The 26,585-nt window shown below is 75.8% G+C and carries 26 protein-coding genes; 14 read left to right on the top strand and 12 right to left on the bottom strand.

What is annotated here, in order from left to right; translation table 11 throughout:
* Positions 1 to 41: 41 nt before the first annotated feature.
* Positions 42 to 2,330, bottom strand: a complete 2,289-nt coding sequence (locus CHC04_RS13890; RefSeq protein ID WP_089404553.1) for a choice-of-anchor L domain-containing protein — start codon at positions 2,328 to 2,330, stop codon at positions 42 to 44.
* 512 nt (positions 2,331 to 2,842) lie between these two features.
* Here CHC04_RS13890 and CHC04_RS13880 point away from each other — a divergent pair.
* Positions 2,843 to 4,246 carry a PRC-barrel domain-containing protein gene (locus CHC04_RS13880; protein ID WP_089404551.1) on the top strand — a complete coding sequence of 468 codons (1,404 nt, stop codon included), beginning with the start codon at positions 2,843 to 2,845 and terminating at the stop codon, positions 4,244 to 4,246.
* A 51-nt stretch (positions 4,247 to 4,297) separates the two neighbouring features.
* Here the strand turns inward: CHC04_RS13880 and CHC04_RS13875 are convergent, their stop codons facing one another.
* The gene (locus CHC04_RS13875) at positions 4,298 to 5,137 is read right to left on the bottom strand and encodes an SRPBCC family protein (RefSeq protein ID WP_089404550.1); all 840 of its coding nucleotides are present in this window, start codon (positions 5,135 to 5,137) and stop codon (positions 4,298 to 4,300) included.
* A 181-nt stretch (positions 5,138 to 5,318) separates the two neighbouring features.
* Between CHC04_RS13875 and CHC04_RS24210 the strand changes: the two genes are divergently transcribed.
* The 3 genes from CHC04_RS24210 to CHC04_RS13860 all read left to right on the top strand — a co-directional run bounded on the left by CHC04_RS24210 (position 5,319) and on the right by CHC04_RS13860 (position 6,725).
* Positions 5,319 to 5,636, top strand: coding sequence for a hypothetical protein (locus CHC04_RS24210; RefSeq protein ID WP_176450005.1), 318 nt, complete (start codon positions 5,319 to 5,321; stop codon positions 5,634 to 5,636).
* A 79-nt stretch (positions 5,637 to 5,715) separates the two neighbouring features.
* Complete coding sequence (locus tag CHC04_RS13865) at positions 5,716 to 6,168, top strand: YdeI/OmpD-associated family protein (RefSeq protein ID WP_089404548.1); 453 nt, start codon at positions 5,716 to 5,718, stop codon at positions 6,166 to 6,168.
* A gap of 56 nt (positions 6,169 to 6,224) precedes the next feature.
* Positions 6,225 to 6,725, top strand: a complete 501-nt coding sequence (locus tag CHC04_RS13860) for an inorganic diphosphatase (protein WP_089404547.1) — start codon at positions 6,225 to 6,227, stop codon at positions 6,723 to 6,725.
* Positions 6,726 to 6,775: 50 nt separating this feature from the next.
* Here CHC04_RS13860 and CHC04_RS13855 read toward each other — a convergent pair whose 3' ends face one another.
* From CHC04_RS13855 to CHC04_RS13845, 3 genes are all read right to left on the bottom strand, one after another.
* Positions 6,776 to 7,612, bottom strand: a complete 837-nt coding sequence (locus CHC04_RS13855; RefSeq protein ID WP_089404546.1) for a class I SAM-dependent methyltransferase — start codon at positions 7,610 to 7,612, stop codon at positions 6,776 to 6,778.
* Positions 7,613 to 7,712: 100 nt separating this feature from the next.
* Positions 7,713 to 10,577, bottom strand: coding sequence for an AfsR/SARP family transcriptional regulator (locus CHC04_RS13850; protein ID WP_089404545.1), 2,865 nt, complete (start codon positions 10,575 to 10,577; stop codon positions 7,713 to 7,715).
* Positions 10,578 to 10,664: 87 nt separating this feature from the next.
* On the bottom strand, positions 10,665 to 12,089 hold the full coding sequence (locus tag CHC04_RS13845) for an NAD(P)-binding protein (protein WP_217897362.1): 1,425 nt from the start codon (positions 12,087 to 12,089) through the stop codon (positions 10,665 to 10,667).
* A 23-nt stretch (positions 12,090 to 12,112) separates the two neighbouring features.
* Here CHC04_RS13845 and CHC04_RS13840 point away from each other — a divergent pair, with 23 nt between their 5' ends.
* The 3 genes from CHC04_RS13840 (at position 12,113) to CHC04_RS24205 (ending at position 13,784) form a co-directional block, all read left to right on the top strand.
* A complete protein-coding gene (locus CHC04_RS13840) occupies positions 12,113 to 12,742 on the top strand; it encodes a TetR/AcrR family transcriptional regulator (protein ID WP_089404544.1) in 630 nt (209 codons plus the stop codon).
* Positions 12,743 to 12,822: 80 nt separating this feature from the next.
* A complete protein-coding gene (locus CHC04_RS13835; protein WP_176450025.1) occupies positions 12,823 to 13,209 on the top strand; it encodes a VOC family protein in 387 nt (128 codons plus the stop codon).
* A gap of 92 nt (positions 13,210 to 13,301) precedes the next feature.
* Complete coding sequence (locus tag CHC04_RS24205) at positions 13,302 to 13,784, top strand: hypothetical protein (RefSeq protein WP_089404542.1); 483 nt, start codon at positions 13,302 to 13,304, stop codon at positions 13,782 to 13,784.
* Positions 13,785 to 13,840: 56 nt separating this feature from the next.
* On the opposite strand, the gene CHC04_RS13825 is transcribed toward CHC04_RS24205, so the two are convergent.
* Positions 13,841 to 14,743 (bottom strand): hypothetical protein, encoded by a 903-nt coding sequence (locus CHC04_RS13825; protein ID WP_089404541.1) that lies wholly within the window; start codon positions 14,741 to 14,743, stop codon positions 13,841 to 13,843.
* Between the two features lie 211 nt (positions 14,744 to 14,954).
* On the opposite strand from CHC04_RS13825, the gene CHC04_RS13820 reads away from it, so the two are divergent.
* Positions 14,955 to 15,410, top strand: a complete 456-nt coding sequence (locus tag CHC04_RS13820) for an SRPBCC domain-containing protein (protein ID WP_089404540.1) — start codon at positions 14,955 to 14,957, stop codon at positions 15,408 to 15,410.
* Entirely contained in the window at positions 15,403 to 15,951 is a 549-nt protein-coding gene (locus CHC04_RS13815) for a TetR/AcrR family transcriptional regulator (RefSeq protein ID WP_217897361.1), read from the top strand. Before CHC04_RS13820 ends, CHC04_RS13815 begins: the two co-directional genes overlap by 8 nt.
* A gap of 67 nt (positions 15,952 to 16,018) precedes the next feature.
* Here CHC04_RS13815 and CHC04_RS13810 read toward each other — a convergent pair whose 3' ends face one another.
* Complete coding sequence (locus CHC04_RS13810; RefSeq protein WP_176449999.1) at positions 16,019 to 17,107, bottom strand: neutral zinc metallopeptidase; 1,089 nt, start codon at positions 17,105 to 17,107, stop codon at positions 16,019 to 16,021.
* 484 nt (positions 17,108 to 17,591) lie between these two features.
* Here CHC04_RS13810 and CHC04_RS24595 point away from each other — a divergent pair, with 484 nt between their 5' ends.
* Positions 17,592 to 18,197, top strand: coding sequence for a DUF1684 domain-containing protein (locus CHC04_RS24595; RefSeq protein WP_217897360.1), 606 nt, complete (start codon positions 17,592 to 17,594; stop codon positions 18,195 to 18,197).
* 6 nt (positions 18,198 to 18,203) lie between these two features.
* Here CHC04_RS24595 and ychF read toward each other — a convergent pair whose 3' ends face one another.
* Entirely contained in the window at positions 18,204 to 19,277 is a 1,074-nt protein-coding gene (ychF, locus tag CHC04_RS13800) for a redox-regulated ATPase YchF (RefSeq protein ID WP_089404537.1), read from the bottom strand.
* Positions 19,278 to 19,459: 182 nt separating this feature from the next.
* Here ychF and CHC04_RS13795 point away from each other — a divergent pair, with 182 nt between their 5' ends.
* Genes CHC04_RS13795 through CHC04_RS13780 form a run of 4 tightly spaced genes read left to right on the top strand, consistent with a single transcriptional unit; the run spans position 19,460 to position 22,402 of the window.
* Complete coding sequence (locus CHC04_RS13795) at positions 19,460 to 20,995, top strand: flavin-containing monooxygenase (RefSeq protein ID WP_217897359.1); 1,536 nt, start codon at positions 19,460 to 19,462, stop codon at positions 20,993 to 20,995.
* Between the two features lie 20 nt (positions 20,996 to 21,015).
* Positions 21,016 to 21,675, top strand: coding sequence for an alpha/beta hydrolase (locus CHC04_RS25555; RefSeq protein WP_089404536.1), 660 nt, complete (start codon positions 21,016 to 21,018; stop codon positions 21,673 to 21,675).
* The gene (locus tag CHC04_RS25550; protein ID WP_425432457.1) at positions 21,672 to 22,040 is read left to right on the top strand and encodes an alpha/beta fold hydrolase; all 369 of its coding nucleotides are present in this window, start codon (positions 21,672 to 21,674) and stop codon (positions 22,038 to 22,040) included. The genes CHC04_RS25555 and CHC04_RS25550 overlap by 4 nt, the downstream gene beginning before the upstream one ends.
* Entirely contained in the window at positions 22,037 to 22,402 is a 366-nt protein-coding gene (locus CHC04_RS13780; protein WP_089404534.1) for a cupin domain-containing protein, read from the top strand. Before CHC04_RS25550 ends, CHC04_RS13780 begins: the two co-directional genes overlap by 4 nt.
* Positions 22,403 to 22,906: 504 nt before the next feature.
* On the opposite strand, the gene CHC04_RS13775 is transcribed toward CHC04_RS13780, so the two are convergent.
* Genes CHC04_RS13775 through CHC04_RS13760 form a run of 4 tightly spaced genes read right to left on the bottom strand, consistent with a single transcriptional unit; the run spans position 22,907 to position 26,506 of the window.
* A complete protein-coding gene (locus CHC04_RS13775; RefSeq protein ID WP_089404533.1) occupies positions 22,907 to 23,542 on the bottom strand; it encodes a response regulator in 636 nt (211 codons plus the stop codon).
* Positions 23,539 to 24,777, bottom strand: coding sequence for a sensor histidine kinase (locus CHC04_RS13770; protein WP_089404532.1), 1,239 nt, complete (start codon positions 24,775 to 24,777; stop codon positions 23,539 to 23,541). The genes CHC04_RS13775 and CHC04_RS13770 overlap by 4 nt, the downstream gene beginning before the upstream one ends.
* Positions 24,774 to 25,601 (bottom strand): ABC transporter permease, encoded by an 828-nt coding sequence (locus CHC04_RS13765; RefSeq protein ID WP_089404531.1) that lies wholly within the window; start codon positions 25,599 to 25,601, stop codon positions 24,774 to 24,776. Before CHC04_RS13765 ends, CHC04_RS13770 begins: the two co-directional genes overlap by 4 nt.
* The gene (locus tag CHC04_RS13760) at positions 25,598 to 26,506 is read right to left on the bottom strand and encodes an ABC transporter ATP-binding protein (protein ID WP_245817190.1); all 909 of its coding nucleotides are present in this window, start codon (positions 26,504 to 26,506) and stop codon (positions 25,598 to 25,600) included. The genes CHC04_RS13765 and CHC04_RS13760 overlap by 4 nt, the downstream gene beginning before the upstream one ends.
* Positions 26,507 to 26,585: the final 79 nt, after the last annotated feature.

The raw sequence follows: 26,585 nt of genomic DNA, 5'->3' as shown, positions 1-26,585 counted from the left end.
GCCGCGTCCCCGCCGGGAGGACGCGGCGCCGGCGCACACCGTCAGTCGGTCCAAATCCCGCCGTCCACGAGAGCCACAGCGCTGTCGAGGATGCTGTCGCTGCTGTCCGCCGCGGCGATGCGCACCGTCACCGGCTGCCCGGGTGTCACGGGGACGGAGCAGGTCAGGGGGACCGTCAGGCCGTCCATGCTGGTGGCATAGCCGGCAGCGCCGTTCTGGTTGTCGACGTAGTGGTCCGCGTGGGACCACGGGTTGACGGTGTTCACCGACACGGGGGTGGACGTGCCGGGGACGGTCGCACAGTTGACGCCGTCGACGAAGACACCCATCACGTCGTTGAACGGGCTGCCCACGTACTCGGGGTACTCCTCGCTGGCGAAGACGTACCGCACGTGGAGGGTGTCCCCGGTCGGGACGAGGGTCACCTGGTAGTACGCGGCGTCGTACGTCGGACGGCCGGACATGGCGCTGAGCATCTCGTCACCCGGCGCGCCGAGGCCCGTGCTGGCGAAGTCCCCGGGTGCTCCGACGGCGTGCGCCATCACGCCGGTGCTCAACACCCAGGTCTTCTGCCCCGGCACGAAGCCCTCGACGTGCCCCCACTGGTCGGCGCTGCCTCCGACCGAGTCACCGACCTTCGTCACTCCCGGGCCGAGCAGTGTCGTCCCGGGGTCGACCGCCGGCGCCTCGTCGCAGCCGCTCGGCAGGTGCCACGGCGAGCCGGGGTACTGGAAGGTCCTCTGCAGTGCCTCGGGGGAGACCGTGCGCGACGCACTCCACGACCCGAGCCACGCCTTCGCCGTGACGTGCACGCCGAGAGTGAGGGCGGCACTCGCCTCCACGCACGCGTCGAACCGGCCGTGACCCACCGAGAACTCCGGACGGAAGGAGGCGTCCAGGGGCTTGAGCTCCCCGCCCACCCCAGCGACGACACCGGCGTCCTCGCTCGCGGCGCCGGGCCCGACGAGGACGTCGCCACCGAGCTCGAGCCGGACCTCCCCGTTGGCCTCCGCGACGGGGGTCAGCGGAGTCGCGTGGTGGACCGGGCTCCCGGTGAACGACGAGCCCGACGTCGCGCCGAAGTGCCCGGCGACGCGGAAGCCGGCACGCGCGCTCACGCCGATGTCCCGGATCCTGACCTCGCCGGTCACGGTGATCTCCACGGTGGGCGTGAAGACGAAGGCCAGCGGCACGGGGTACGCGGACAGGCTCCTCTCGTAGTCGGGGAGGTCGAGGCCGCAGGTCACCGTCCGGCTCGTCGCCACCGCCACGGCGGCGGTGACGTCGGCGTACAGCTCCATGTCGAGGCTGGCTCCGGTCGGGACGTCGACCCCCAGGACGCGGTACTTGTCCACGCGCGCCGAGAACCGACCGCCGAGCGAGACGGAGGGAGAGAACTCGACGGAGGCTTCGCTCGCGTCGTCGCAGTCCACGCCGACTGCTGCGACCGCCGCCCCTGCAGCGACCTGCGCACCGGCAGCCGCGGCGGCCGGGGCGGCCCGGGCTGCCGCCTCCTCCCGCTGCTCCCTCGACGGCGGCTGCCCGCCGGACTGGCCGGAGGACGGCGCGGCCGCGGCCGCGGCAGCGGCGACGCCACCGCCGTCGTCGCCCCCACCGGCGATGTCCGGGACGTCCAGCGCGTAGTAGTCGAAGGCGTCCGCGAGTCCGCCCGCGGCGAGCCGCAGCCGCCGCCCGTCGGTCCCCACCTCCTGCACCGTCCCGAGGAAGCCTCCCGGCAGCACGTCGGAGACGGGGAGGACCACGGCCGTCCCGGGGGCCGGCGTCGTCACCTGGTCGGCCAGGACCACCGTCACCCCGTCACCGGTGGTGGCGGCGCTCACGACGTCCTGGGCGGTCGCCAGGAGGGTCCCCGGGGAGGCGACGAAGGTGGCGTCGTCCGCCGCCCCGGACGGGGTGCCCACGACGACGGTGACGGGAGGTGTCCAGCCCTGGGCGACGCGCTCGGTCAGCGAGTAGGCGTACTGACGACCGGGTTCCAGACCTTCGTCGACCGCCGTCACCCCCCTCGTGACCAGCAGCGTCCCCTGACCCCCGTTCGGCGCGCTCGTCCCGTCCAGCAGCACGCGCCGGACCTTGACCGTGGTACCGGCCGGTGCCGTCCAGGCGAGGGCGACCGAGGACGGGCCGACGTCGGTCACGTGGAGGTCGCGCACCACCCCGGCCGCCGCGTAGGTGACCGCCACGGTCGCCGCGACCCCGGACCGGACGGTGACCGTCGGCCTCGCTGCCGTCCCGACGTACAGGCGTCCGGCGGAGACGACCGGCTGCGGCTCCACCCGCACCGTGCCCGGGGCGGTCGGGACGGTCACGGTGCTCGACGTCCCCGCCGCTGCCTTGGAGGCGACGGACCGCTCCCTGCTCCCGACGAGGAGGACGCTCGCCGGCACCCCGTTCGGTGTCCGGATCGAGACCGCGAGCGTGCCCGGGGGTCCCGCGCTGGGCCCCGCCACCGCCACCGACGGTGGCAGTGAGAGGACGACGAGGAGACTCGTCAGGACAGCCAGCACGACGTTCCGGGCACTCGCCACTACTCACCCCGTGTGATCGTGATCACCTGATCCGGTGACCATCGGAGGGGACCGTAGTGAGCCGTGATCACCGTCACAAGACGCGCGGACATCCCGGTTCGGTCACGGTGGGGAACCTCGCCACCGCACCCCGTCAGCCCGTACGAGCGACCGCGGACACGCGTGCAGAGCGTCGTCGCAGGCCGGTCGCCGGCGCGTGCGCCGGGTCGGTTGGGTCCGAGGTCGCGGGGTAGGGGCGGTCGGACGCGGCCGAGCCGGGCCAGCAGGGTCCGGCCACGAGTGGGGAGACAGCCATGACACTGCCCGAACGGGAACAGGTGATCGACTGGATCGGCAAGCCGGTCGTGGACCGCGACGGCAACGAGATCGGCACGGTGACGCACCTGCTCGCCGACGAGGACACCGGCCGTCCCGAGTGGCTCTACGCCGAGCACGCCGGCGCCACCGTCGTCGTCCCGCTGGTGGGCGCCACCGGGAACGGCGGGCGGGTGCAGGTGACCGTCGAGCGCGGCCTGGTCGACGGCGCCCCCCGGTACGGCGAGAGCCGCGAGCTGACCACCGACCAGGAGGAGGCGCTGTACCGCCACTACGGGATCCCCGCGACGACGGCGACCTCCGACACGCTGCTCCCGGCGGAGGGCGTGGAGCCGGCGGCCACCACGACGACGGAGCCCACCCCGACCCTGCCCACGGTCGACGAGGAGGCGCTGCCGCCGACGCCGCCGCCGCCCGTGGCCCAGCCCGGCGACCGCGACTTCGGCCGGGCCGAGGACACCTCGGGCGTCGGGGCCGGCCGCATCGCCGCCGCCGCGGCGGCGCTGGTGGCCGCCGGCGCGGTCGGGTTCTCGCTGGTCCGCCGCGGGCAGCAGCCCACCGTCCGGCTCTCCCGCAGCGCCCGGCGGGCACGGGTCAAGGCCTCCCGCACGGCCTCGCGCACAGCCGGCCGCTCGGCCGCGAAGGCCGCGAAGGCCGCGAAGGCCGGCCGCCGCGCCGGCCGGCGGGCGAAGGCCGCCCCGGTCACCGGCCGGGACCGGCTGCAGCAGTTCGCCGCCGGTGTGGCGCCGGTGGTGCTCAGCGCCACCGAGCAGGCGCGCGAGGCGGCCCGCGCGAGGGCGGCCGGGGTCGCACCGGCCGTGAGCACCGCCGCGCAGCAGGTCCTCGACGCCACCCGCTCGACGACGGCGGGGGTCGGCCCCGCGCTGGGCAACGCCGCCCAGCAGGTCCTCGGGGTCACCCGCGGCGGCGCCGCGGCGGCCGGCCCGGCCGCGTCCGCCGCCGCCGCGCAGGTGCTCGGGGCCACCCGCCGGGGTGCGCTGGCGGTCGCCCCGCTGCTGGCCGGCACGGGCGCCGCGGTGCGGCAGGTGGTCGACGAGGGCGCCGTCGTGGCCCGCCAGGCGCTCCTCACCGGTGGCGAGCTGGCCACCACCGCGGTGTCCCGGGTTGCCGAGGCGGGGGCCGAGCTGGGCCAGACCGGTCTGCGGGCCGCGATGCGGGCCGAGCGCGCCGTCGGGGCGGTGCCCGAGGAGGTCGCCGAGGCCGGTCACCGGCTGAAGAAGAAGGGCAAGCGGATCGTGCGCCTGACCTCGTTCGGGGTGGGCGCGGGCACGGGGTACGTGGTGGGCGCCGGCTACGGCGACTACGCGCAGATCCAGCGCGCCGCCGGCCGGCTCACCGGCCGCGTCACCGGCCAGGCCTGACCGCAGCCGGCCGGGTGCCCGCCGCGTACGGGCACCCGGCCGGTGGGCCGGTCAGCGGCTGCCGCCGCCGATCATCGGGTCGTCGCCGTCGTCGCGGACGCCCCGCTCGACACCCTCGGTCGACGTCGTCGTCGTGTAGCCCTCCGGGTCGGACTCCGGGACGAGGACGTCGTCACGCACCACGGCGTCCGGCGGCGGCTGGTCGACGACGGTGACCTCCTGCGGCTGGACGGTCCCCTCCGGCTGCCCCACGGGCTGCTCCACCGGCCGGGTCTCCTGCTGCCCGCCCGACGAGCTCGCCACCGCCGCCGCTGCGGCCGCGACACCGGCCACCGCCGCCGCCGCACCGGCGACCACCTTGCCCGACACCCCGGCCTTGCCGCTGTCCCCGTGGGACTGGAAGGCGGTCTCGGTGGTCGGCGTGCCGACGTCGAGCTCCTCGTTGATCGACCCGCGCCACGCGCCGCTGGCGTAGCCCTGGCTCTCGACCAGCGCCTTGAACCGCTCCAGGTCGGACCGCACCTGCCGCTCGACGATGCCGAGCTTGTCGCCGACCTGCTCGACGAGACCCTCGGGCTCGTACTCCAGCTCCAGGTACACGATCGTCGAGCCGGCACCGGCGGGCTCGAACCGGACGGCGCCGGCGTTGGTGGCGCCTCCCGTGGCGGCCCAGGCCACCTTCTGGTCGGGCACCTGCTCGAGGACCGCCGCCTCCCACTGCCGGCGGACACCGGCGATCTCGGCGACCCAGTGCAGCCGCCGGTCGTCGAGCTGGCGGACCTCCTTCACCCCGCCCATGAAGTGGGGGAAGTCCTCGAACTGGGTCCACTGGTCGTAGGCGGTGCGCACGGGTACGTCGACCTGGATCGACTTCTCGACCTTCGTCGTCATCGCTCGTCTCCCTTCGTCGTGTCAGGACGTGCTGGAGGAACGTGACGTGCGTTACCCCTGGTCGGAGTGCACAACCTCCGGTCCGGTTCCGTTACAGCAGGGAGGCGGTGGTCCCCGTGACGGGTGGGGCACACGGGGCTCCCGCGTTCCCGCCGCGCCGCCACCGGCCGATGAGGACGGCATGCGCGCCAGCCACGTCGCCACCGCCCTCGCCGCCTTCACCGCCGGGCTCACCGCCGCCTCGGCCCTGCACCGCCGCGCCGCCCGCCCGGCGCCGGCTCCCACCGTCGGCCCGGCCACGGGGCGCGGCGTGGAGTTCGCGGCGGCGCCGGAGCCGGACGCCGTCGTCCTCCCCTTCCCGCGCCCGGCGCTGGTCGTCGAGCAGCCCGCGCGCCCGGCCCGCTGCGGGGACAGCGGCGGCGTGACCCGGGCCGGTGCGCCCTGCGCCGCCCGCGCCACCGCCGGCGGCCGCTGCCACCACCACCGGCTGGCCGCCTGAGGACGCCGCCCCGGTCCGGCCCGTCGACGCCGGACCGGGGCCCTTCCATCGGCCCACCCGGCAGGTCAGGCTGTCCGGCGTGCCTGCCGAACTGCGACTGACGACGACGCTCGAGCCCCGGGGACCGGCGGCGGCGATCGTGCTCACCGACGACCAGGTGGCCGGCCTCGGCGCCGGCCGGACGTTCCCCGTCCGGGTCACGATCGGCCCGGCGACCGTCGAGGGACGGCTGGCCCGGATGGGCGGGGAGAACCTGATCGGGCTCAGCAGGGAGCGCCGAGCCGCCCTCGGCGTCGAGACCGGGGACACCGTCGAGGTGCTGGTCGCCGTCGACACCGGCGAGCGCACCGTCGACGTGCCGCCCGACCTGACCGAGGCGCTCGGCGCGGCCGGGGTGCGGGAGGCCTTCGACCGGCTGGCGCCCAGCCACCGCAGGGAGCACGTGCGGTCGGTGACCGACGCGAAGCGGCCCGAGACCCGCGCCCGCCGGGTCACCGCCGTGGTCACCGCCCTGTCGGGGCGCTCCGGTTGACGCGCGCGGGGCGCTCGGCGAGTGTCGTGGGCCCCACCGCGCGAGGAGAGGTGTCCGTGGAAACCGACGTGATCGTCGAGGTCCCCAAGGGCTCGCGGAACCGGTACGAGTACGACCACCGGCTCGGCCGGATCCGGCTGCTCCGGATGCTGTTCACCGCGACCGGCTACCCCGGCGACTACGGGTTCGTCCCCGACACCCTCGCCGAGGACGGCCACCCCATCGACGCCCTGCTCCTCCTCGGCGAGCCCACCTTCCCCGGCTGCCTGGTGCGGGCCCGGGTCATCGCCGTGTTCTGGGTCAACGACGAGCAGGGCCCGGACGCGAAGCTGCTCTGCGTGCCCGCGACCGACCCGCGGCAGAAGCACCTGCAGGAGCTCGAGGACGTGCCGATGCACCAGATCGCCGAGATCTGGCACTTCTTCGAGATCTACGAGGCGCTGACCCCGGGCAAGTCGGCCGAGACCCGCGGGTGGGAGCAGCGGGCCAAGGCCGTCGCCGCCCTGGAGGACGCCCGCCGCCGCTTCGCCGAGCAGGCGGCCACCGCCACCGGCTGACGCCCGCCGTCGGCCGGCCGGCGCCGGGGCGGCACCGGCCGGCCGACCGGTCAGGCGCGCCGGGCGGTCAGGAGGAGGTACTCCCACTCCAGCACGGTGGACCCGGTGCCGCGGTCGTACCGCCGGGCCAGGGCGGCGAGGTCGCGGTCGAGGGCCGCGGTCCGCTCCGGGTCGTCGGCGATGCCGCGGTAGATGGCGATCGTCGGCCCGTACACCGCCTTCCAGGAGTCCCGCCACGCCTCCGGTGACTCCCAGCCGCCGACGGTCACGGTCTGCCGGCGGGCGACGACGTCGGTGACCCGGTCCCCGAGGAGCTCGCGCACGTGCTGCTCGTCGCCCCACAGCGGCGGAGGCTGGGCGCCGGCCGGCGGCGGCGGGGCGTAGGGCCGCATCGCCCGGAACATCTCACCGACGAAGCCCTCGGGCGTCCAGCTGACCAGGCCGATCCGCCCGCCCGGGCGGCAGACGCGCACCAGCTCGTCGGCGGCCCGCTGGTGGTGCGGCGCGAACATGACCCCGACGCAGGACAGGACGACGTCGAAGGTCGCGTCCGCGTAGGGCAGCGCCTCGGCGTCGCCCTCCTCCCACGCCAGCTCCACCCCGGCGCGGGCCGCCGCCTCCCGCCCGGCGTCGAACAGCTCCGGGGTGAGGTCGGAGGCCACGACCTCGGCGCCGGTCAGGGCGGCGGGGACGGCGGCGTTGCCGGTCCCGGCCGCGACGTCGAGCACGCGCTCGCCGCGGGTCACCCCGGCCGCGGCTACCAGGACCCGGCCCAGCTCGGGGATGAGGTCCCGGGCCACGTACGGGTAGTCGCCCAGCGCCCACATCGCGCGGTGCCGGTCCTTGAGCGCGCGGTCGGCGGTGGTCGCGTCGACGGTGTCGGTCATCGGTCTGCTCCTCGTCGTCAGGAGGGTCGTGCGGGTCGTCCCGCGGTGGACCGACCGTGGTGCCGGCACGTTGCAGGCCGGCTGCACCCCGCATGCAGGGTCAGGCACGCCCGGAGGGGACCGGCCCGGCCACGACCCGGCCGAGGGCGGCGCGGGCGTGCGCGACGGCGGCGGCCTCGACCGCACGCACGTCGGCGACGACGGGCGCCGCCGGGCCGGGCGGGCCCATCGGCGACGGCTTGCCCGCGGCGAGGAGGAACCCGTGCAGGACCGCGGCGTCCTCCGTCGCGTCGACCCGCTGCAGCAGCCGGGCGACGTAGCGCAGGTTCAGCCACTGCTGCGTGGCGTCCCCGACCCGGTCCCAGTGCGCGAGGACGGCGTCGAGCGCCCGCGCGGCCACCACCGGGTCGCCGTGCACCGCGCGGGTGGCCGCCGCCTCCATCATCGCGATGCCCTGCCACCAGAAGTTGCGCACGGCCGCGGCCAGCTCCTCCGCCCGGTCGAAGAGGACCAGGGCACGGTCGGGGTCGGACTTCTTGAGCACCAGCCCCAGCGCGTAGCGCGCCATCGACTGCGCCGTCGGGTTGGCCGTCGCCTCCGCGACCTCGAGGCTCTCCTGCGCGGCGGCCAGTCCCCGCTCCGGCCGGCGGTCCACCGCGTGGCAGACGGCGACGTAGTAGAGCGTCCACACCAGGCGGATGCGGTCGCCCTCGGCGCGGGCGCGTCCGGCCTCGGCCGTGTAGTGCGCCAGCGCGGTCCCGACGTCGCCCTGGTAGAGCGCCACGTCGGCGAGCACGTCACCGGGGTGGGCGATGCGCGCGGTCCCGGCCGGGGGCACCCGGTCGCCGGCCAGGCGCGCGGTCGCGACGGCCCTGGGGAAGTCGCCGCGGTTCCACGCACCCCGGGCGGCGGCACCGACGGCGGCCGGGTAGGCGGGGTGGGCGGGGTCGACCACGGGCAGCAGCTGCTCGGCCCACGCGTAGGCCTCGTAGCCGACCCGCAGGTGCACCAGCTCCGGCACGGCCGCCACCAGCCGCAGCGCCGCGTCCCACGCACCGTCGGCCGCGGCCCGCGTGAAGGCGGCGCGCAGGTCGTCGTAGACGCCGAGGGCGTCCGCCGCCCACGCCCGCTCGTCGGGCCCCTGCAGTCCCCGTCCCGCCCGCTCGGCGAGGTCCACGTGGTAGCCGACGTGCCTGCGGGCGAGGTCCCGCGCCTCCCCGGCGGCGTCGGTGCGCGCCCGGCCGTAGGCACGCAGCGTCTCCAGCAGGCGGTAGCGGCTGTGGACGCCGCTGCGGACCTCCACCATGGAGCGGTCCACGAGCCGGGTCAGCCGGTCGAGGACGTCGTCCTCGGTCGCCTCGGGGTCGACGACGCCGTGCACCGCGCGGAGGTCGGCTCCGCCCGCGAACACCGACATGCCGCGGAAGAGCCGCTGCTCCGGCTCCGACAGCAGCCGGTAGGACCACTCGACCGCGGCGACGAGGCTCTGGTGGCGCGGCACGGGCCCGCGCCCGCCGCCCAGCAGCGGGGCGTCCTCGAGCCGGCGGGCCACCTCCCCCGGGCTCATCACCCGCATCCGGGCCGCGGCCAGCTCGATGCCCAGCGGCAGCCCGTCGAGCCGGGCGCAGATGGTCGCGACGGCGTCGGCGGTGGCGGGGTCGAGGCGGAAGTCCGGCGTCGCCGCCCGGGCCCGCTGGACGAACAGCGCCGTGGCGTCCGCCGGCGGCAGCGGGGGCACGGGCCACACCTGCTCGCCCTCGACGGCGAGGGGCTCCCGGCTGGTCGCGAGGACCACCACCCCGGGACAGTGCTGCACGATCTCGGCGACCAGCGCCGCCGCGGGCGCCAGCACGTGCTCGCAGTTGTCCACGACCAGCAGCAGCGCGCGTCCGCGCAGGTACTCCAGCACGGTCTGCTCGATGGACAGCCCCGACCGCTGCCGGATGCCGAGCGCGGCGGAGACCGCGTCGCCCACCGGGCTGCCGTCGGGGAGGGCGGCGAGCTCGCACAGCCACGCCCCGTCGGGGAAGCGGGACCGGTCCCGGGCCGCGACCTCCACCGCCAGCCGGGACTTCCCCGCTCCGCCGACGCCGGTCAGGGTGACCAGCGGCCCGGCGCGCAGCGCGGCCAGCACCCGCTCGACCTCCCGCTCCCGCCCGACGAAACCGCTCGCCCGCCGCGGGAGGTTGCCCGGCGACGGCGTCGCGGCGAGGGCGGGGTCGTGGACCAGGATCCGCCGGTAGAGCTCCTGCGCGGGCGCGGCGGGCTCCACTCCCAGCTCGTCGGCGAGGCGGGCCCGCAGCTCGTGGTAGACGGCGAGCGCGTCCGCCTGGCGTCCGGTCGCGTACCGGGCGCGCATGAGGGCGACCGCGGGCCGCTCCCAGGAGGGGTGCGCGCGCACCAGCACCTCGAGCTCGGGCACCGCCTCGGCCGCCCGGCCGAGCTCGACCAGCGCGTCGGCCCGGTCGGCGACGGCGCCCCGGCGCAGCTCGGTCAGCCGGGCCACCTCGGCCACGGCGAACTCCTCGTCGGCGAACTCGGCCAGCGCGTCGCCCCGCCACAGGGCCAGCCCGGCGTCGAGGTCGGCCAGCGCCCGCCCGTGGTCCCCCGCGGCGGCGGCGGACCGGGCGCTGCGGACCCGCTCCTCGAACTCGGCGGCGTCCAGGGTCGCGGCCTCGAGCGACAGGCAGTACCCGGGCGGGCGGTGCCGCAGCGGGGCGGCGGACCCGAGGACACCCCGCAGCCGGGAGACGTAGGCCCGCAGGGCGGTCAGGGCGCCGTCGGGTGGGCTGTCCCCCCACACCGCGGCGACCAGGCGGTCGGCGGCGACGACGTCGCCGCGGGCGACGAGGAGGACGGCCAGCAGGGTGCGCGGCTTGTGCCCGCCGACGGCGAGCGGCCCCTCGCCGTCCTCGACCTGGAGCGGACCCAGGACCGAGACGCGGACGTGCGCTGCACCTGTCATCGTCGCCTCGTCTGCCAGCGGATCGCCGGGCGCGGCCGACCCTAGCGGCGGCCCGCGGCGGAGGGCCAGATCGGACCGCCGCCCCGGTCAGCTCGCCGCGACGCCGGCCAGCCGGGGCAGGTTCCCCATGGCGGCCACCGCCTGCTCGCGGTAGCGGGCGAGGACCGCCTGCCGGTGCTCGTCGTCCCGGTCGACGCCGGCGACCAGCCGGCCGAACCCGTCGAGGCGGCTGTGGCGGATCCACCGGCGCAGTTCGCGGTCCTGCGACCAGTGGAACTGGTTCCACATCGTGGTCATCGTCGCGCCGGCGTAGTCGTCGAGGTTGTGCGGGAACGCCACCGGTCCGCAGAGCCGGTTCTTCTCCTCCTCGTCGTCGCGGTGCGCCTCGACCCAGGCGATCAGCGCGGCGCTGAAGGCCGGCTGGGGCAGCCGCACCATCTGCAGCACGATGCGGTCGCCCTGGAAGACCGGCTGCACCGGGCGGCGCCGGACGGCCGAGGCGGTGCAGTCGACGAACAGGGTGTCCGGCGGCACGGCGACCTCGCCGTCGTCGAGGACCATCCGGCCGGCCTCCAGCGCGCGGACCCGGCCGAGCCGGACGACGTCGCGGATCCGGCGCAGCACCTCCACCTCGCCGGGCGCCACCGTGGCCAGGTGGAACATGCCGGGTGTGCGCTCGCGGTCGACGCGGGTCAGCGCACCGCAGGCCTCCAGCCGCAGGAACAGGTCCTCGGTGGAGGTGGCCTCGGCGAAGGCGGCCATCTGGTCGGCCTGCCCGCCGATGACCTCGTCGAAGAACTCCGGCGCGGGCTGGGTGGTCACCCGGTTGATCAGCCACGAGTCGCGGGGCACGACCCAGGTGATCGCGTCCGGGTCGGCCCCGGCCTGGACCAGCCAGACGCAGGTGTCCATGGCGGTCTTGCCGGCGCCCAGCACGGTGAAGCGACTGGGGGGCGGCTGCTGCCGGCTCCACAGGCCCGGCAGCGCGTTCGGCGGCACCAGGTGCACCCCGGGTGCGACGGCGAACGACGGCGTGTGGGTCGAGGGGACCGACGGGCTGTTGTAGGTGGCGTCGACGACCCTGCGTCGCACCTGCACCTGCGTGACGGCGCCGGACAGCAGCGACCGGAAGCGGCCCTCCCCCTCGTACTCGCACATCGGGTGGTAGGAGACCCGCCCGCTCGGGACGAGGCGGCTGCTCACGAGCCGGTCGTAGTAGCCGCTGATCTCCGGACCCGAGGCGAGCTCGTACAGCCCCCGGTTGAGGCCGGTGGTGTCCTTGCGGCCGGTGCCCAGCTCCGTGGAGTTGACGCCGTAGAAGGCCGAGGGCTGGTGCAGCGTGACGAAGGGGTAGGCGTCGTTCCAGTGGCCGCCGGGCTTGCCGTGCCGGTCGACGATCGTGACGTGCGCGTCGGTCTCGTCGAGCAGCGTGTCGGCGAACGCCAGCCCCGTGGCGCCGCTGCCGACGACGAGGTAGTCGGTGTCGATGACGGAGGGCATGACGGAGGGCATGACGGAGACGGTATAACAGTGTCATGACACTGTCATCCGGCTCCCTGTCCGCCGGCTCCTGGCCCGAGCCGCCGGACGACGACCGCCGCACCCGGGTGGTCGAGATCGCCGCGCGGATGCTGGCCGAGGAGGGACCGCACGGGTTGTCGCTGCGACGGCTGGCCACCGCGGCCGGCGGCTCGACGCAGCTGGTGTACACGCTCTTCGGCGGCAAGCCGGGTCTCGCCGACGCGCTCTACGCGGAGGGCTTCCGCCGGCTCGGCGACGCCGTCCGGGCGGCCTCGGCGGCCGACCCCTCGCCGGTGGGCGACCCGGAGCGGCTGGTCACGCTGGCGCGCGCCTACCGCCGCTTCGCCGTCGCCGAGCCGGCGTTCTTCTCGGTCATGTTCGGCCCGGCGATCCCCGGGTTCGTCCCCGGCCGGGCGACCCGTGCGCAGAGCCGCGAGCGGTCCTTCGGCCTGGTGGTCGCCGCGGCACAGGAGTGCCTCGACGCCGGGACCCTGCGCGCGCCCGACGCGCTCACCCTGGCGCAGGCGTGCTGGACGGCCACCCACGGCGTCGCCGCGCTGCGGCACGCGGGACTGCTCGAGGGCGATCCCGAGGACCTCGGCGACTCCCTGGTGCGGACGGTGGTCGACGCCCACCGCCGCTGAGCGATGAGCCCGGTCCTCCGGCACCGTCTCCCCTGCGGGCGGCACGGCGCCGCCGGTGAGGAGGGGGAGCTGTCGTGGACATGAAGCTCGAGCTGGTGCCCGTCCCGGTCGCCGACGTCGACCGGGCCAAGGCCTTCTACGTCGAGCGGCTCGGCTTCGTCGAGGACGTCGACGTCTCCCCCGCCGACGGCGTGCGGGTGGTGCAGCTGACCCCGCCCGGGTCGGCGTGCTCGATCGGTCTGGGCACCGGGTTGCCGGTCTACGGCGCCGCACCGGGCTCGATCCGGGGCCTGCACCTGGTGGTCCCCGACATCGAGTGCGCCCGCGCCGACCTCCTGGCCCGCGGCGCCGAGGTCGGTGAGGTCGTGGACGTCGGCGGCGGGGTCAGGTACGCCGGGATCACCGACCCCGACGGCAACACCCTGACCCTGCAGGAGATGGCCTGGCGGACCGGCGACGCCTACTGATCGCCGGGTCGACACGAGCCGGTTTGCGGACCGGCCCCGCGCGATATCCCTGCAGGGACCGTCACGACCAGGCTGCGAGGGCTGGAGGAGACATGGGCAAGGTGACGTTGGGGCTCGGCTTGGGTGTCGGGTACGTGCTCGGCGCACGCGCCGGCAAGGAGCGCTACCGGCAGATCGTGCAGGCCACGCAGGGCCTCCTCGGGCGGCCGGAGGTCCAGCAGACCCTGGAGAAGGCCCGGGACGCCGCACCGGCGCCGCTGCAGAGCAGCATCGACAAGCTGACCCAGGCCGGCTCGGGCGGCTCGTCCGGCGGCTCGTCCGGCGGCTCGGCCGGCTCCGGTGGCTCGTCCGGCTCGGGCCGCTCCGGCGGGCAGGGCGGCTCCGGGGGGATCGCCACACCGACGGTGTCCACCGGGACGGTCGACGTCGACCCCGCCCTGCCCGGGGACGCCGGCGTCGCCGCGACCCCGCCGCCGGTGGGTGGCGCGGGCGACCCCGGCCTGACCGGCGCCGGCCTGCCCGACCCGCTGGTCCCGCCCGCGAAGTCGGACGGCCCCCCGACCGGTCGCCCCTGAGCATTCCGCGCTGAGGCCGGTGCAGGTGGGCGCCGCCCACCTGCACCGGCGGCCGGTCACGCCGGGCGGCGCCGGACGGCCCACCAGCCGTGGGCCCCCGTGGCGACGACCACGGTGAGCAGGGCCCCGTAGGCCCACAGGACCGGGCCGCCCCGCATCTCGTCCTGGTACCGGAGCACGACCGCCCACTGGAAGGCGCCGAAGGCCGCGTAGGCGATGGCCGGGACGCGCAGGCGGCCGAGGTCCCGCTCCCGGATCACCAGTCCGGCGCCCACGCCCAGCGCGATCAGCCACGCGCCCACGACCTGGGCGCTCAGCGGGGTCAGGGGCCAGGGCCAGAACGCCGCCATCGGGTGGGTCCCGTGGTGGAGGGTCAGGCCCAGGCCGAAGAGGACGGCGCCGACCGAGCCGAGCGCCACGCCCTGCGCGGCGAGCACCCACCGCAGCCAGACCGGCATGGTGCGGCGGGCGGCTCCCGGTACCCGGCTCCCCCGCTGCCGGACGAGGACCACGACGCCGCACACCGGCACCGTCAGGTACACCGCCACCCACACCCAGGCCGCCGCCCGAGCTCCGGGATCCGCGGCGGTGAGGTGCAGCCGGTGCGCGTGCCAGTACGTCGCGGCCAGGGTGAGGACCGTGAACGCGGTGACCGTCCCCACCGCGACGCGGACCCGCTCCCACGAGCGCTGCCGCAGGGACAGCACCGACAGGACGAAGCCGGCGGCGTACGCGGCGCCCAGGAAGGCGGCGGTCGGCCGGGCCTGGATGGTCCACGCCCAGTGGCGGTCGGTCTGCCCGCCCTGGACCAGCAGCTGGTGGGTGGCCAGGGCGGTGAGCAGCGCGAAGGCGGTGAGCAGGCGCCGCGCGCCGGCCCTGAGGGAGTCCTCGTCCGGCCGCGCCGTCGGGCGAGTGCCCCGCCCGCGCCCGGCGTCGATCGGTGCCACGGTGCCGGTCATGCGCCCGGTCCGCGTCGTCGTGCTGGTGTCCACGTCATGCGACGACGGTGTGCCCGGACCGTTGCAGGCCCGCTGCAATCCGCGTGGAGCGTCGCGCAACCCGGCTGTCACACCGGGGGGCAGCCGGGGTCGTGGGGCCCTCCGGGCCCTTGACGGGCCGCGGCACCGGCGCGACCATCGGCTAACACCGTTAGCCGAACGCGAGGTCGACATGAGCAAGCGACTGACCAGCGAGATCGACGTCGACGCCCCGCCCGAGCGGGTGTGGGAGGTCCTGACCGCGTTCCCGTCCTACGCCGACTGGAACCCCTTCATCGTCCGCGCCGAGGGGGAGGCGCGGGCCGGTGCGCGACTGACCCTGCGCATGCAACCGGTCGGCGGGCGGGCGATGACCCTGCGGCCCACGGTGGTGGAGGCGGTCGGCGGGCAGCGGCTGCGGTGGCTCGGCCGGCTGGGGGTGCCCGGCCTCCTCGACGCCGAGCACTCGTTCCGCCTCGAGCCCCGCCCCGGCGGGCGTACCCACCTCGTGCAGGACGAGGTCTTCCGGGGTGTGCTGGTGCCGCTGGTCGGCCGCTCGCTCGACCGCGGCACCCGGCCCGCCTTCCGGCTCATGGACCGGGCGCTCAAGGAGCGGGCCGAGGGCTCGCGGACGTCACCGGGTGCGTGAGCTCGGCCCGCGCGCCCGGGAGATCGTGGCCACCGCGCGCGAGGTGCTGGAGAGCGAGGGCCCCCGGGCGCTGACGATGCGCCGCATCGCCGACGAGCTGGGCATCCGGGCGCCGTCGCTCTACAAGCACGTCCCGCACAAGACGGCGCTGGAGACCGCGATCGTCGTCGACGGCTTCCAGGAGGCGGCGCAGCGGTTCGAGGCCGCCGTCGACGGCGCCGCCGATCCGCTCGGCGCCTTCGTCGACGCCTACCGCGCGTTCGCCGCCGCCCATCCGCACGTCTACCGGCTGATGACCCAGCGCCCGCTGCCCCGCGACGACATGCCCCCCGGCCTGGAGGCGCGGACCGCGGCCCCCCTCCTCCGGGCGGTGGGCAGCCCCCAGCGCGCGCGGGCGGCGTGGGCGTTCGTCCACGGGATGACCGTGCTCGAGCTCGATGCCCGGCTGCCGGACGACGGCGTGACCGAGGACGCCTGGCGGGAGGGGATCGCGGCCTTCCGCCCGCCGCCGCCTGCAGCAGGTCGCCCCGAGGAGCACTGAGCCGGCCCGGCGGACCTGCTGTGGCGCGGTCGCACCACACCAGGTCCGCCGGCTGCCGGTCCGCGGTCTACGCGTCGGGCGCCACCAGCTCGGGCAGCTCGGCGTCGAAGAGCGCCGCGAAGGCCTCCGCGGACAGGATCGCCCCCTGCGGTCGCGCGTCGTTGGCCAGGGCGGCCGCCCAGGCGGAGGCGCGCATCCGCTGCTGCGGGGTGCCGTGGTGGCCGGGGTCGTCGAAGAAGCAGTCGCCCACCTCGTAGAAGGTCTGCTCGGCCTCCAGCACCCGGCGGGTGTTCAGCGCCAGCCCGCGGGCGTGGACGGCGTAGTAGGTGGCGTAGGCGTCGGCCATCAGCTCGGTGCGCCGGGTCGCCTCGGCTCCGGTCAGCGGCGAGTCGAACAGGCCCAGCTCGAACTGGATGTGGTGGGCGAACTCGTGCGCCAGCACGAGGCGGGGGCCGACGTCGCCGATGCCGATGGCCTCGAGGAAGTCGATGACGCCGTCACCCATGATGATCTTGTCGGGGATCGAGGCGAACAGCGGGTCGGTCTCCCCTTCGCCACTGAAGGCGAAGGCGTTCAGGGTGAAGATCGGGTTGTCGCCGCCCTGGAACGCCGGGACCGAGGCGACGGTGTCGGCGATGTACTGAGCGCGCGCGGCGGCGTCGGCCTCGGTGTACCCGAAGGCCACGACCAGCACCCGTGCCACCCGGTCGACGTCGAGGAGGACGTCGCCGTGCATGGCGAGCAGCTGGATGTCGGAGGAGTCGATGTCCCAGAACCGCCGCAGGTCGCGGAAGGTGTTCTGCAGCTGCCGGGCCTGGCCCTCGAGGGCGTACTCGGGGTCGGAGGCGGTCCCGAAGAGAAGGGCGTCGTACGTCGGGATGTCGAGGGCCTCGGTGGTGAGCAGGAACTCCAGGTCGGACTCGGTGAGCTGGCCCAGCAGCTCCTCGAAGTAGGCGTCGAGCGCGGTGGGGCCGCAGACGTAGTCGCCCGGGTCGATCGCCTGCTCGACGATCCGGTGAGCGGGCGACTCGATGTCGGACCGGCTCGGCGGTGCGGCCGAGGCGGTCGGCGCCACGAGGCCGACCGAGAGGAGGACGGTGGCGAGGAGGACGAACGCCCCGCGCAGCCGGGTGATCACCATGGGACTCCCTGTCATCGTCGCCGACGAGGGTGCCGGCAGCGGATGTGAGCCGCGTCACCCTAACGGGCGATGGCGTTCCGCGGGAGCGGCGTCACCCCCGGCTCGACCTCCGGCTCCGGACCCGGTGTCCGGCGGGCCGGCCAGGAGCCGCTCCCCGCGGTCCCGTCGCTCACCGGCACGCTCCCGCAACAGGCGGGCCAGCGCCGGGCTGCTGACGGAGTCGGCGCGGCGCTCGAGGAGCTGCGCGGTCGCCAGCTCGTCGGCCGCACGCTGCATCCGCAGCAGCCGCCGGAGCTGCTCGTGCCGGTTCAGCGGTCGGCACCCGCCGTCGGCGGACGTGACCCCGTCCTGGTGGCCCCTGGTCATTCGCGTGCTCCACATCCCTGTCGTTCCCCGTGCACCGGTGACGACGCGGTGGTGCCGATCGCATGACGCGGAGCAGGTGGTCACCCGGACAGCCGGCGCGGTCGCATCTCCGTTCCGTGGCAGGGTCTGCCGCGTGAGCCTGACCCTGCTCGACTGGCGGCGCCTGGTCGCCGAGCTCTACGCCCGGGTGCGGGCGGCCGACGACCCCGAGGAGGGCTGGCGGGCCTGGGGCGCCGGCCGCGACGCCCTCTTCGTCGGCCACCCCGACTCGCCGCTGGACGAGGCCGGCCGCGCTCGCGGTGGTCTCCCCCTGGCGCCCTACGACCCCGCACTGCGCTTCCGCGCGCGGCTGGACACCGACGTCGAGCCGGCCCGCCTCCAGCTGCCCACCGCGGACGACGGGGTCGTGGCGATGGACCGGATCGGGCGGGTCACCCTGGGCGACCTCGGTCGGCTCGACGTCTGGTGGCTGGGCGGGTACGGCGGCGGGGTCTTCCTGCCGGTGCGCGACGCCAGCGCCGGGACGACGACCTCCGGCGGTGGCCGCTACCTGCTGGACACCATCAAGGGCGCCGACCTGGGCGGAGACGCGAGCTCGCTGGTGGTCGACCTGAACTTCGCCTACCACCCGTCGTGCACCTACGACCCGCGCTGGTCGTGCCCGCTCGCCCAGGAGGGGAACCGGCTCGACTCCGTGGTCGCCGCCGGGGAGCAGCTCCCCCCGGGCGGCTGGTACTGACGGCTGTCACACGTTGAAGCGGAACTCCACGACGTCGCCGTCGGCCATGACGTAGTCCTTGCCCTCGATGCGCACCCAGCCGCGGGACTTCGCCTCCGCCACCGAGCCGGCCTCCACCAGCTGGTCGTAGGAGACGACCTCGGCCTTGATGAAGCCGCGCTGGAAGTCGGTGTGGATGACCCCGGCGGCCTGCGGCGCGGTGGCGCCGACCGGGATGGTCCAGGCCCGCGCCTCCTTCGGCCCCGCCGTCAGGTAGGTCTGCAGGCCGAGCGTGCGGAAGCCGACCTTCGCCAGCTGGTCGAGGCCCGGCTCGCTCTGCCCGATCGACTCCAGCAGCTCCGCGGCCTCCTCGGCCGGCAGCTCGACGAGCTCGGCCTCGGTCTTGGCGTCGAGCAGGATCGCCTCGGCCGGCGCCACCAGCGCGCGCAGCTCCGCGATGAGCGACTCGTTGGCCAGCTCGTCGGCGTCGACGTTGAAGACGTACAGGAACGGCTTGGTCGTCAGCAGCGTCAGCTCCCGCAGCGGCGCGGGGTCCACCCCGGCGGCGAACAGCGTCTGCCCGGTGTTGAGCACCTCGACGGCGGCCTGCGCGGCCGACAGCAGCGCCGCGCGCTCCTTGTCCTTGCGCGCCTCCTTCTCCAGCCGCGGGATCGCCTTCTCCAGCGTCTGCAGGTCGGCGAGGACGAGCTCGGTGTTGATCGTCTCGATGTCGTCGCGCGGGGAGACCTTGCCCTCCACGTGCACGACGTCGGGGTCGCTGAACACGCGGATCACCTGGCAGATCGCGTCGCTCTCGCGGATGTTGGCGAGGAACTTGTTGCCCAGCCCCTGCCCCTCGCTGGCACCGCGCACGATGCCGGCGATGTCGACGAACGACACCGTCGCCGGCACGACCTTCTGCGAGGAGAACAGCTCGGCGAGCTTGGCCAGCCGCTCGTCGGGGACGCCGACGACGCCGACGTTCGGCTCGATCGTGGCGAAGGGGTAGTTGGCCGCCAGGACGTCGTTCTTGGTCAGCGCGTTGAACAGCGTCGACTTGCCGACGTTGGGCAGCCCGACGATCCCGATGGTGAGACTCACGCGTACTTCCTCGCTTCGCTCGTCGTCCGCGTTCGTCGGACTGCTGTGCCTACCGCCGAGCTCGCAAGCTCGCTCGGGCAGATCCAGCCTACGGGCCGCGGCGCGCGCGGACCGGGCACCCACGGATCCGGCTGCGAGACGTGCGAGGCTCGTCACCCCCTCGCCCCACCCCTGGAGGTCCCGTGTCCCAGGCGCCGACGGTGACGTCGCGGCACGCCACCGCCGCCGGTCCCCTCCCGGCGCACGCACGGGTGGTCGTCGTCGGCGGCGGGTTCTCCGGCATCGGCACCGTCGTCGCCCTGAAGCGGGCGGGCATCGACGAGGTCGTCGTCCTGGAGCGGGCCGACAGCCTCGGCGGCACCTGGCGGGACAACACCTATCCGGGCGCCGCCTGCGACGTGCCCAGCCACCTCTACTCGTTCTCCTTCGCGCCCAAGCGCGACTGGTCGCACGTCTACTCGCGGCAGGCCGAGATCCGGGAGTACCTCGAGCAGGTCGCCGCCGACCACGGCGTCCTCCCCCACCTGTACTGCAGCACCGACGTCGTCTCCGGGCAGTGGGACGACGACGCCCTGCTGTGGCGGCTGGAGACCTCGCGCGGCAGCCTCACCGCCGACGTCGTCGTGAGCGGCGCGGGCGGCCTCGTCGAGCCGCACCTCCCCGACGTGCCGGGCGTGGAGACCTTCCGCGGCCCGTCGTTCCACTCCGCCCGCTGGGACCACTCGGTCGACCTCGCCGGCAGGCGGGTCGCCGTCGTGGGCACCGGCGCCTCGGCCGCCCAGTTCGTGCCCGAGCTGCAGGCGACGGCGGCGGAGGTGGTCGTCTTCCAGCGCACCCCACCGTGGGTGATCGCACGGGCCGACCGCGCCTACAGCGACCGCGAGCACCGGCTGCACGCCGGGGTGCCGGGCTTCCTGCGGCTGGCCCGCGGGCTGCAGTACTGGTCCCGCGAGGCCCGGCTGCGCGCGTTCATCGGCGGTGGGCGGCTGCGCGGCCTGTTCGAGAAGCAGGCGCTGCGGTTCCTCGAGCAGGAGGTGCCCGACCCGCGGCTGCGCGCCGCGCTCACCCCGGACTACGCCATCGGCTGCAAGCGGGTGATCGTCAGCGACGACTACCTGCGCGCCCTGACCCGGCCGAACGTGCGGGTGGTCGCCTCGCCGGTCACCGAGGTGCGCCCGCACGCGGTGGTCGCCGCCGACGGGACCGAGCACGAGGTCGACGTCGTCGTCTACGGCACCGGCTTCCGGGTGATGGACATCCCGCTGGCCCACCGGCTGACCGGCCGCGAGGGACGCACGCTGCACGAGGAGTGGGCGCGCTCGGGCGTGCAGGCCCACCGCGGCACCACCGTGGCGGGCTTCCCCAACCTGTTCCTGCTGCTCGGCCCGAACACCGTGCTCGGCCACAACTCCGTGGTGATCATGATCGAGGCGCAGATCGGCTACGTCGTCGCGGCGCTGCAGGCGGTGCGGGAGGCCGGCGCCGACGCGCTCGAGGTGCGGCGGTCGGCGCAGGAGGCCTACAACGCGCGGCTGCAGGCCGAGCTCACCGGCACCGTGTGGAACGCCGGCGGCTGCCGGTCCTGGTACCGCGACGCGCAGGGGCGCAACTTCACGCTCTGGCCCACGCACACGCTCCCCTTCGTGCGCCTCATGCGGCGGTTCGACGCCGAGTCCTACGAGCTGCGCGCCGCCCGGCGCGTTCCCGTCCACGCCTGACCACCCGGGAGTCCGTCCCCATGCGCCCGTCCACCGCCGCCGCTGCCGGCCTCGTGGCCCTCGCCGCCGGTGCGGCCCTCGCCCGCCGCCGCGCCGCCCGTCCGGCCGGGACCCCGGACCTGCCCCCGCCGCCAGAGGGGCGGCTGCGCACGGTGACCACCGAGGACGGCGTCGCGCTGCACGTCGAGGAGTTCGGCGCGGAGCAGCCGGTCGCCACCGTCGTGCTGGCGCACGGGTACGTGCAGTCGTCGCGGCTGTGGGCCGGGCAGGTCCGCGACCTGCTCGAGGCGCGCCCCGACCTGCGGGTGGTCACCTACGACCACCGCGGGCACGGGCGGTCCGGGGCGACGACGCGCGACCGCGCCACCATCGAGCACCTCGGGCGCGACATGGCCCGCGTGGTCGAGGAGGTGGCCCCGGCCGGTCCGGTCGTCGTCGCCGGGCACTCGATGGGCGGCATGAACTCATGGCGCTGGCCGAGCAGCGGCCCGACCTGTTCGGGAGCCGCGTCGTTGGGGTGGCCTTCGTCGGCACCAGCAGCGGGGGCCTGGACGCGGTCACCTACGGGCTGCCGGCGCCCGTGGCCCGCGTGGTCAAGCGGCTGCTGCCGGTGCTCAACGAGCGCGCGGTGCGGGCCGAGCAGGCGGGCAGGCCGCGCGCCGTCGGCCCGCTGGACATGAGGCTGATCTTCAGCGGCACCGCCGACCCGGCCGACGTCCGGCTGGCGATGGAGGTGCACCGCGCCTGCACTGCGGAGACGGTGGCCGCCTTCCTGCCCACCTTCTCCGACCACGACCGCGCGACGGCGCTGGCGGCGCTCGCGGAGGTGCCGGCGCTGGTGGCCGTGGGCGACGCCGACCGGCTCTGCCCGGTCGAGCACAGCCGCGCGATCGCCGACGCGCTGCCGCTGGCGGAGCTGGCCGTCTACCCCGGTGTCGGGCACATGGTGCAGCTCGAGCGCCGTCCCGAGGTCAGCCGGCGACTGCTCGACCTCGTCGACCGGGCCCTCGCGAGGGCTCCCGAGTCGGTGGACGTGACGCCGTGAACCGCCCGGTCGACCTCGCCGCGGTGCTGGCCACGGTCGACCAGCCGTGGTCGCCGCGGACCGTCGCGGTGCTCAACGACTACGACGTCCGCGTCGTGCACACCCGCGGCGAGTTCACCCGCCACAGCCACCCGGGAACCGACGAGGTCTTCCTCGTCCTGTCCGGCTCGCTGACCATCCGCATGGACGACGGCGACGTCACGCTCGGCCCGGGCCAGCTCTACGTGGTGCCGCGGGGCACGCCGCACCAGCCGTACTCGCCCGAGGGCGCGCAGGTGCTGCTGATCGAGCCGAGCGCGACGGTGAACACCGGCGACACCCCGAGCGAACTCACCGCCGAGCGCCGGGTGGTCGAGCCGTAGCGGTCAGGCGGCGGGTGCCAGCGGCGTCAGGGCGGTGATCTCGGTGCCGTCGGGCCGGTAGGTGCGCCACCGGCCGTCGGGTTGTCGTGCGACCCGGAAGCCGTGGTGGTCGGCCCTCGCGTAGGGGCCCGCCGCGAGCTGGCGAGTGGCGGGGGAGGCGGGGGTCCTTCCACCAGTGCACCAGGTGGTGCACGTCCGCCCAGTGACTCGGCGGTGCTCGCGGGCCCCTGCACCAGTGCGTCGGGCAGGCCGGCGTCGAGGGCTGCGCTGACGACCTGCAGGCGCAGGGCGGCCTGCCCGTCCCGCGCGGCGCGCCACCGCGCGCGGAGGTCACCCGTCCGCAGCAACCGGACCAGCGCGCGGGGACCGATCAACCCGGCCATGCGGTCACCCTGTCGGTCCCACAAGCGACCAGCCAGGGTCCGGAGGCCGGGTGAGGTGCCAACAGCGCAACACAGGCACTCACCGGGCCGGGGTCGGGTGCCATCTCCACTACAAAGGCACCTACCGGGCGCCGGGGCCGGGGAGCAGGCCGCGCTCGACGGCGACCATGACCGCGCGGGTGCGGTCGTCGACGCCGAGCTTGGCGAACACCCGCAGCAGGTGTGTCTTCACCGTCGCCTCGCCGATGAACAGCTCCCGGCCGATCTCGGCGTTGGTCAGCCCGCGCGCCACCCCGGCGAGCACCTCGAGCTCGCGGGCGGTCGGCGCCTCCACCGTGGGCGCGCGCAGCTGCGACACCAGCCGGGCGGCCACCGGCGGGGCGAGCACCGTCTCCCCGCGCGCGGCCGCGCGGACGGCGTCGGCGAGCTGCGGCAGCGGGGCGTCCTTGAGCAGGTAGCCGGTCGCCCCGGCGGCCACCGCCCGCACGATGTCGGCGTCGGTGTCGTAGGTGGTGAGCACCAGCACCCGGACGGCGGGGTGCGCGGCGGCGAGCCTCTCGATCGCGGTGACGCCGTCCATGCGCGGCATCCGCAGGTCCATGAGGACGACGTCGGGCGAGAGCGCCGCGACCTGCGCGAGCGCCTCCAGCCCGTCGCCGGCCTCCCCGACGACGTCGAGGTCCTCCTGCGCCGCCAGCCAGCCGACCAGTCCGCCGCGCACCACCGGGTGGTCGTCGACCACGAGCACCCTGATCACGAGCCCGGCACCCGCACCGTCACGCGCGTGCCCGAGCCCGGCGCGGAGGCGACGTCGACCTCGCCGCCGACCTGCGCGACCCGCCCGCGCAGCCCCTCCAGGCCCGAGACGGTGACCGCCGACGGGTCGAAGCCCACCCCGTCGTCCTCCACGTGCACCGACACCTGCCCGCCCACCCGCGCCAGCCGCAGCACCACCGCCGAGGCCGCGGCGTGCCGGCGGACGTTGGTCAGCGCCTCCTGGGCGCCGCGCAGCAGCACGACCTCCTCGTCGGTGCGCAGCGCGGGCACGCCGTCGAGCGCCCCGGTGTCCACCCGCACCTGCAGCCCGGTCTCGCGGGCGAACCGGGCGGCCAGCCGCTGCAGCGCCTCCACCAGGGTCGACCCGTCCAGCGCCACCGGCCGGAACGCCGCCACCACGGCGCGTGCCTCGGCCAGGTTGTCGCGGGCGACGTCCTCGATGACGGCCAGCCGCTCCAGCGCGGCGTCGGGGTCGGCGCGCAGCAGCGCCGCCGCCGTCTGCGCCTGGACCACGATCGAGGTGTAGCCCTGCGCCAGCGTGTCGTGCACCTCGCCGGCCAGCCGCTCCCGCTCGGCGAGCACCCCGCGCTCGCGCTCGGCGGTGGCCAGCTCCGTCCGGGTGGCCTCCAGCTGCGCGATCAGCGAGGCCCGGTCGGCGCTCTGCCGCAGCACCTGGCTGATCCACAGCCCGAGCGCCAGGCTGAAGGCCAGGCTGACCACCGACTCGCGCAGCACCTCCAGCGTGGTCTCCCCCGCCCCCGCCTGCGCCAGCGGCCCGATCGCGCTGGCCACGGCCAGCAGCACCGTCCAGGCGACGCCGGTCGGCGTCCCCTGGACGACGAACCAGACCTGCGGGTAGGCGAGGAAGAGCAGGAACAGCAGCCCCGGCGCGAGCCACCCCAGCAGCCCGAAGCAGGCGACCACGACGCCGAGGTGGACCAGGGCCCGGCGCGGGTGCCCACCGCCGACGGCCGGCCCGCCGGCGAGGACGTAGGACAGCGCCAGGGCCCCGAGGACGGCGAGCACCGGCCCCTGCTCGCCCGCGTCGGTGACCTCGCCGGAGACCACGCTGACCACCGCCAGCGACCACAGCACCGCCGAGATGACGTGCATCCCGACGACGGTGGCCCGCCACCCGCGCGCGGACAGCGGCTCGCCGCCCTCCTCGCCCGAGGTGGGGAGGAGGGCGGCGGCCAGGGAGCGCCGCAGGCTCATGCCGTGCGGCGCCAGCGGAAGGCGCGGGCACAGACCACGAGCCCGATGATCACCCATGCGGCCAGCACCAGGGCAGTGGTGCCGTGCTCCCAGCTGCCGGCCGGCTCCACCGCGGCGGCCGAGTCGGGCAGGAACACCGAGCGCATGCCCTGCACCATCCACTTGAGCGGGAAGACCGCGGCCACCTCCTGCATCCACGGCGGCAGCTCGGAGAAGACGAAGAAGACGCCGGAGAAGAACTGCAGCACGACGGCGAAGGCGCTGATCCCGTTGCCGACCGACCGGCTGCTGCCGACCGAGGCGACCGCGATCCCGAGCACCGTGCCCGCCACCGCGCCGCCGACGGCCACCCAGGCGAAGGTCAGCCAGCGGCCGGGCTCGGTGGGCAGGGACACGTCGAAGGCCGTCGCGGCCACGGTGAGCAGCAGCGCCAGTTGCAGGACCGTCGTCACCAGCACCTGCCCGGCCTTGCCGAGGAAGTAGCCGAGCGCCGGCGTGCCGAGCGTCTGCAGCCGGGCGAGGTCGCCCCGGTCGCGCTCCTCGGCGATCGCCGTGCCGACCGCCTGGAAGCTGGTCAGCATGATCCCGGTGGCCGCGATCCCGGCGAGGAAGTACTGGGCGAAGGGCACCCCGCCGGGCCGGTCCTCGCCCTCGAACACGGACGCGAAGATCAGCAGCATCACGATCGGGTAGGCGAAGGAGAACACCACCTGCGCCGGGTCGCGGACGAACAGGCGCAGCTCCATCCCCGTGCGGGCCAGGCCGATGGCCGCGGCCGACGGCGGCGCCGGGCGGGTGCGGGGCGGGGTCAGGACGGCGGTCATCGGGGCTCTCCCTCGGGGGTGGCGGTGGCGCCGACCAGGGAGAGGTAGACCTCCTCCAGGTCGGGCCGGGTGACGGTCAGGCCGGGCACCTCCCCGGCGGGGTGCGCGGCGAGCAGGTCGCGCAGCACGGCCGCCGGCTCGCGGGTGACCACCTCGCGGACGGCGCCGTCCTCGGTCCAGCGCACGGTGGCCACCCGCCGCAGGTCCGCGCCGAGCTCGGCGGGCGGGGCGACCTCGACCAGCCGGCCCGCGGCCAGCACGCCCACGCGGTCGGCGAGCTCGGCGGCCTCGTCCAGGTAGTGGGTGGTGAGGAGCACGGTGGTGCCGGCCGCGCGCAGGCCGCGGACCAGCCCCCAGAACGAGCGCCGGGCGACCGGGTCCATGCCGGTGGTGGGCTCGTCGAGGAACAGCAGCTCCGGCCGGCCCTGGATGCCGAGGGCCACCTCCAGCCGCCGCCGCTGCCCGCCGGACAGCCGCGACACCCGGGTGCCGGCGGACTCGGCCAGCGCGACGTCGGCGAGCAGTTCGGCGGTGGGCACCGGCGTGGCGTGGTAGCGGGCGAAGTGGTCGAGGGTCTCGCGGACGGTGAGCGCGTTGCCGGCGCCGGTGGTCTGCCCGACGACGCCGGTGCGGTCGCGCCAGGCCCGCCCGGCGCGCGCGGGGTCCTCGCCCAGGACGGTGACCTCGCCGCCGTCGCGGGTGCGGACCCCCTCGAGGACCTCGACGGTGGTCGTCTTGCCCGCGCCGTTGGGCCCGAGGAGGGCGAAGACCTCCCCGCGCCGGACGTCGAGGTCGAGGCCGTCGACCACGGTCCGGCCGCCGTAGCGCTTGACCAGCCCGCGCACGCGGACCGCGTCGTCGTCGCGCACCCCTGCCGCGGCGGGCGCCGTCTGCATCGCTGTCATGGCACGAGCCTGGCGGCCCGGGGCCGCGGGCGGTACGGCCGTTCCGTGGGCCGGTGCGTCCACCGGTCGGTGGACGCAC

Source organism: Geodermatophilus saharensis, from assembly GCF_900188205.1.
In the GTDB taxonomy this organism is placed as follows: domain Bacteria; phylum Actinomycetota; class Actinomycetes; order Mycobacteriales; family Geodermatophilaceae; genus Geodermatophilus; species Geodermatophilus saharensis.
The sequence above is the reverse complement of the archived record's forward strand: the minus strand, read 5'-3'. Positions and strand labels throughout refer to the sequence as shown.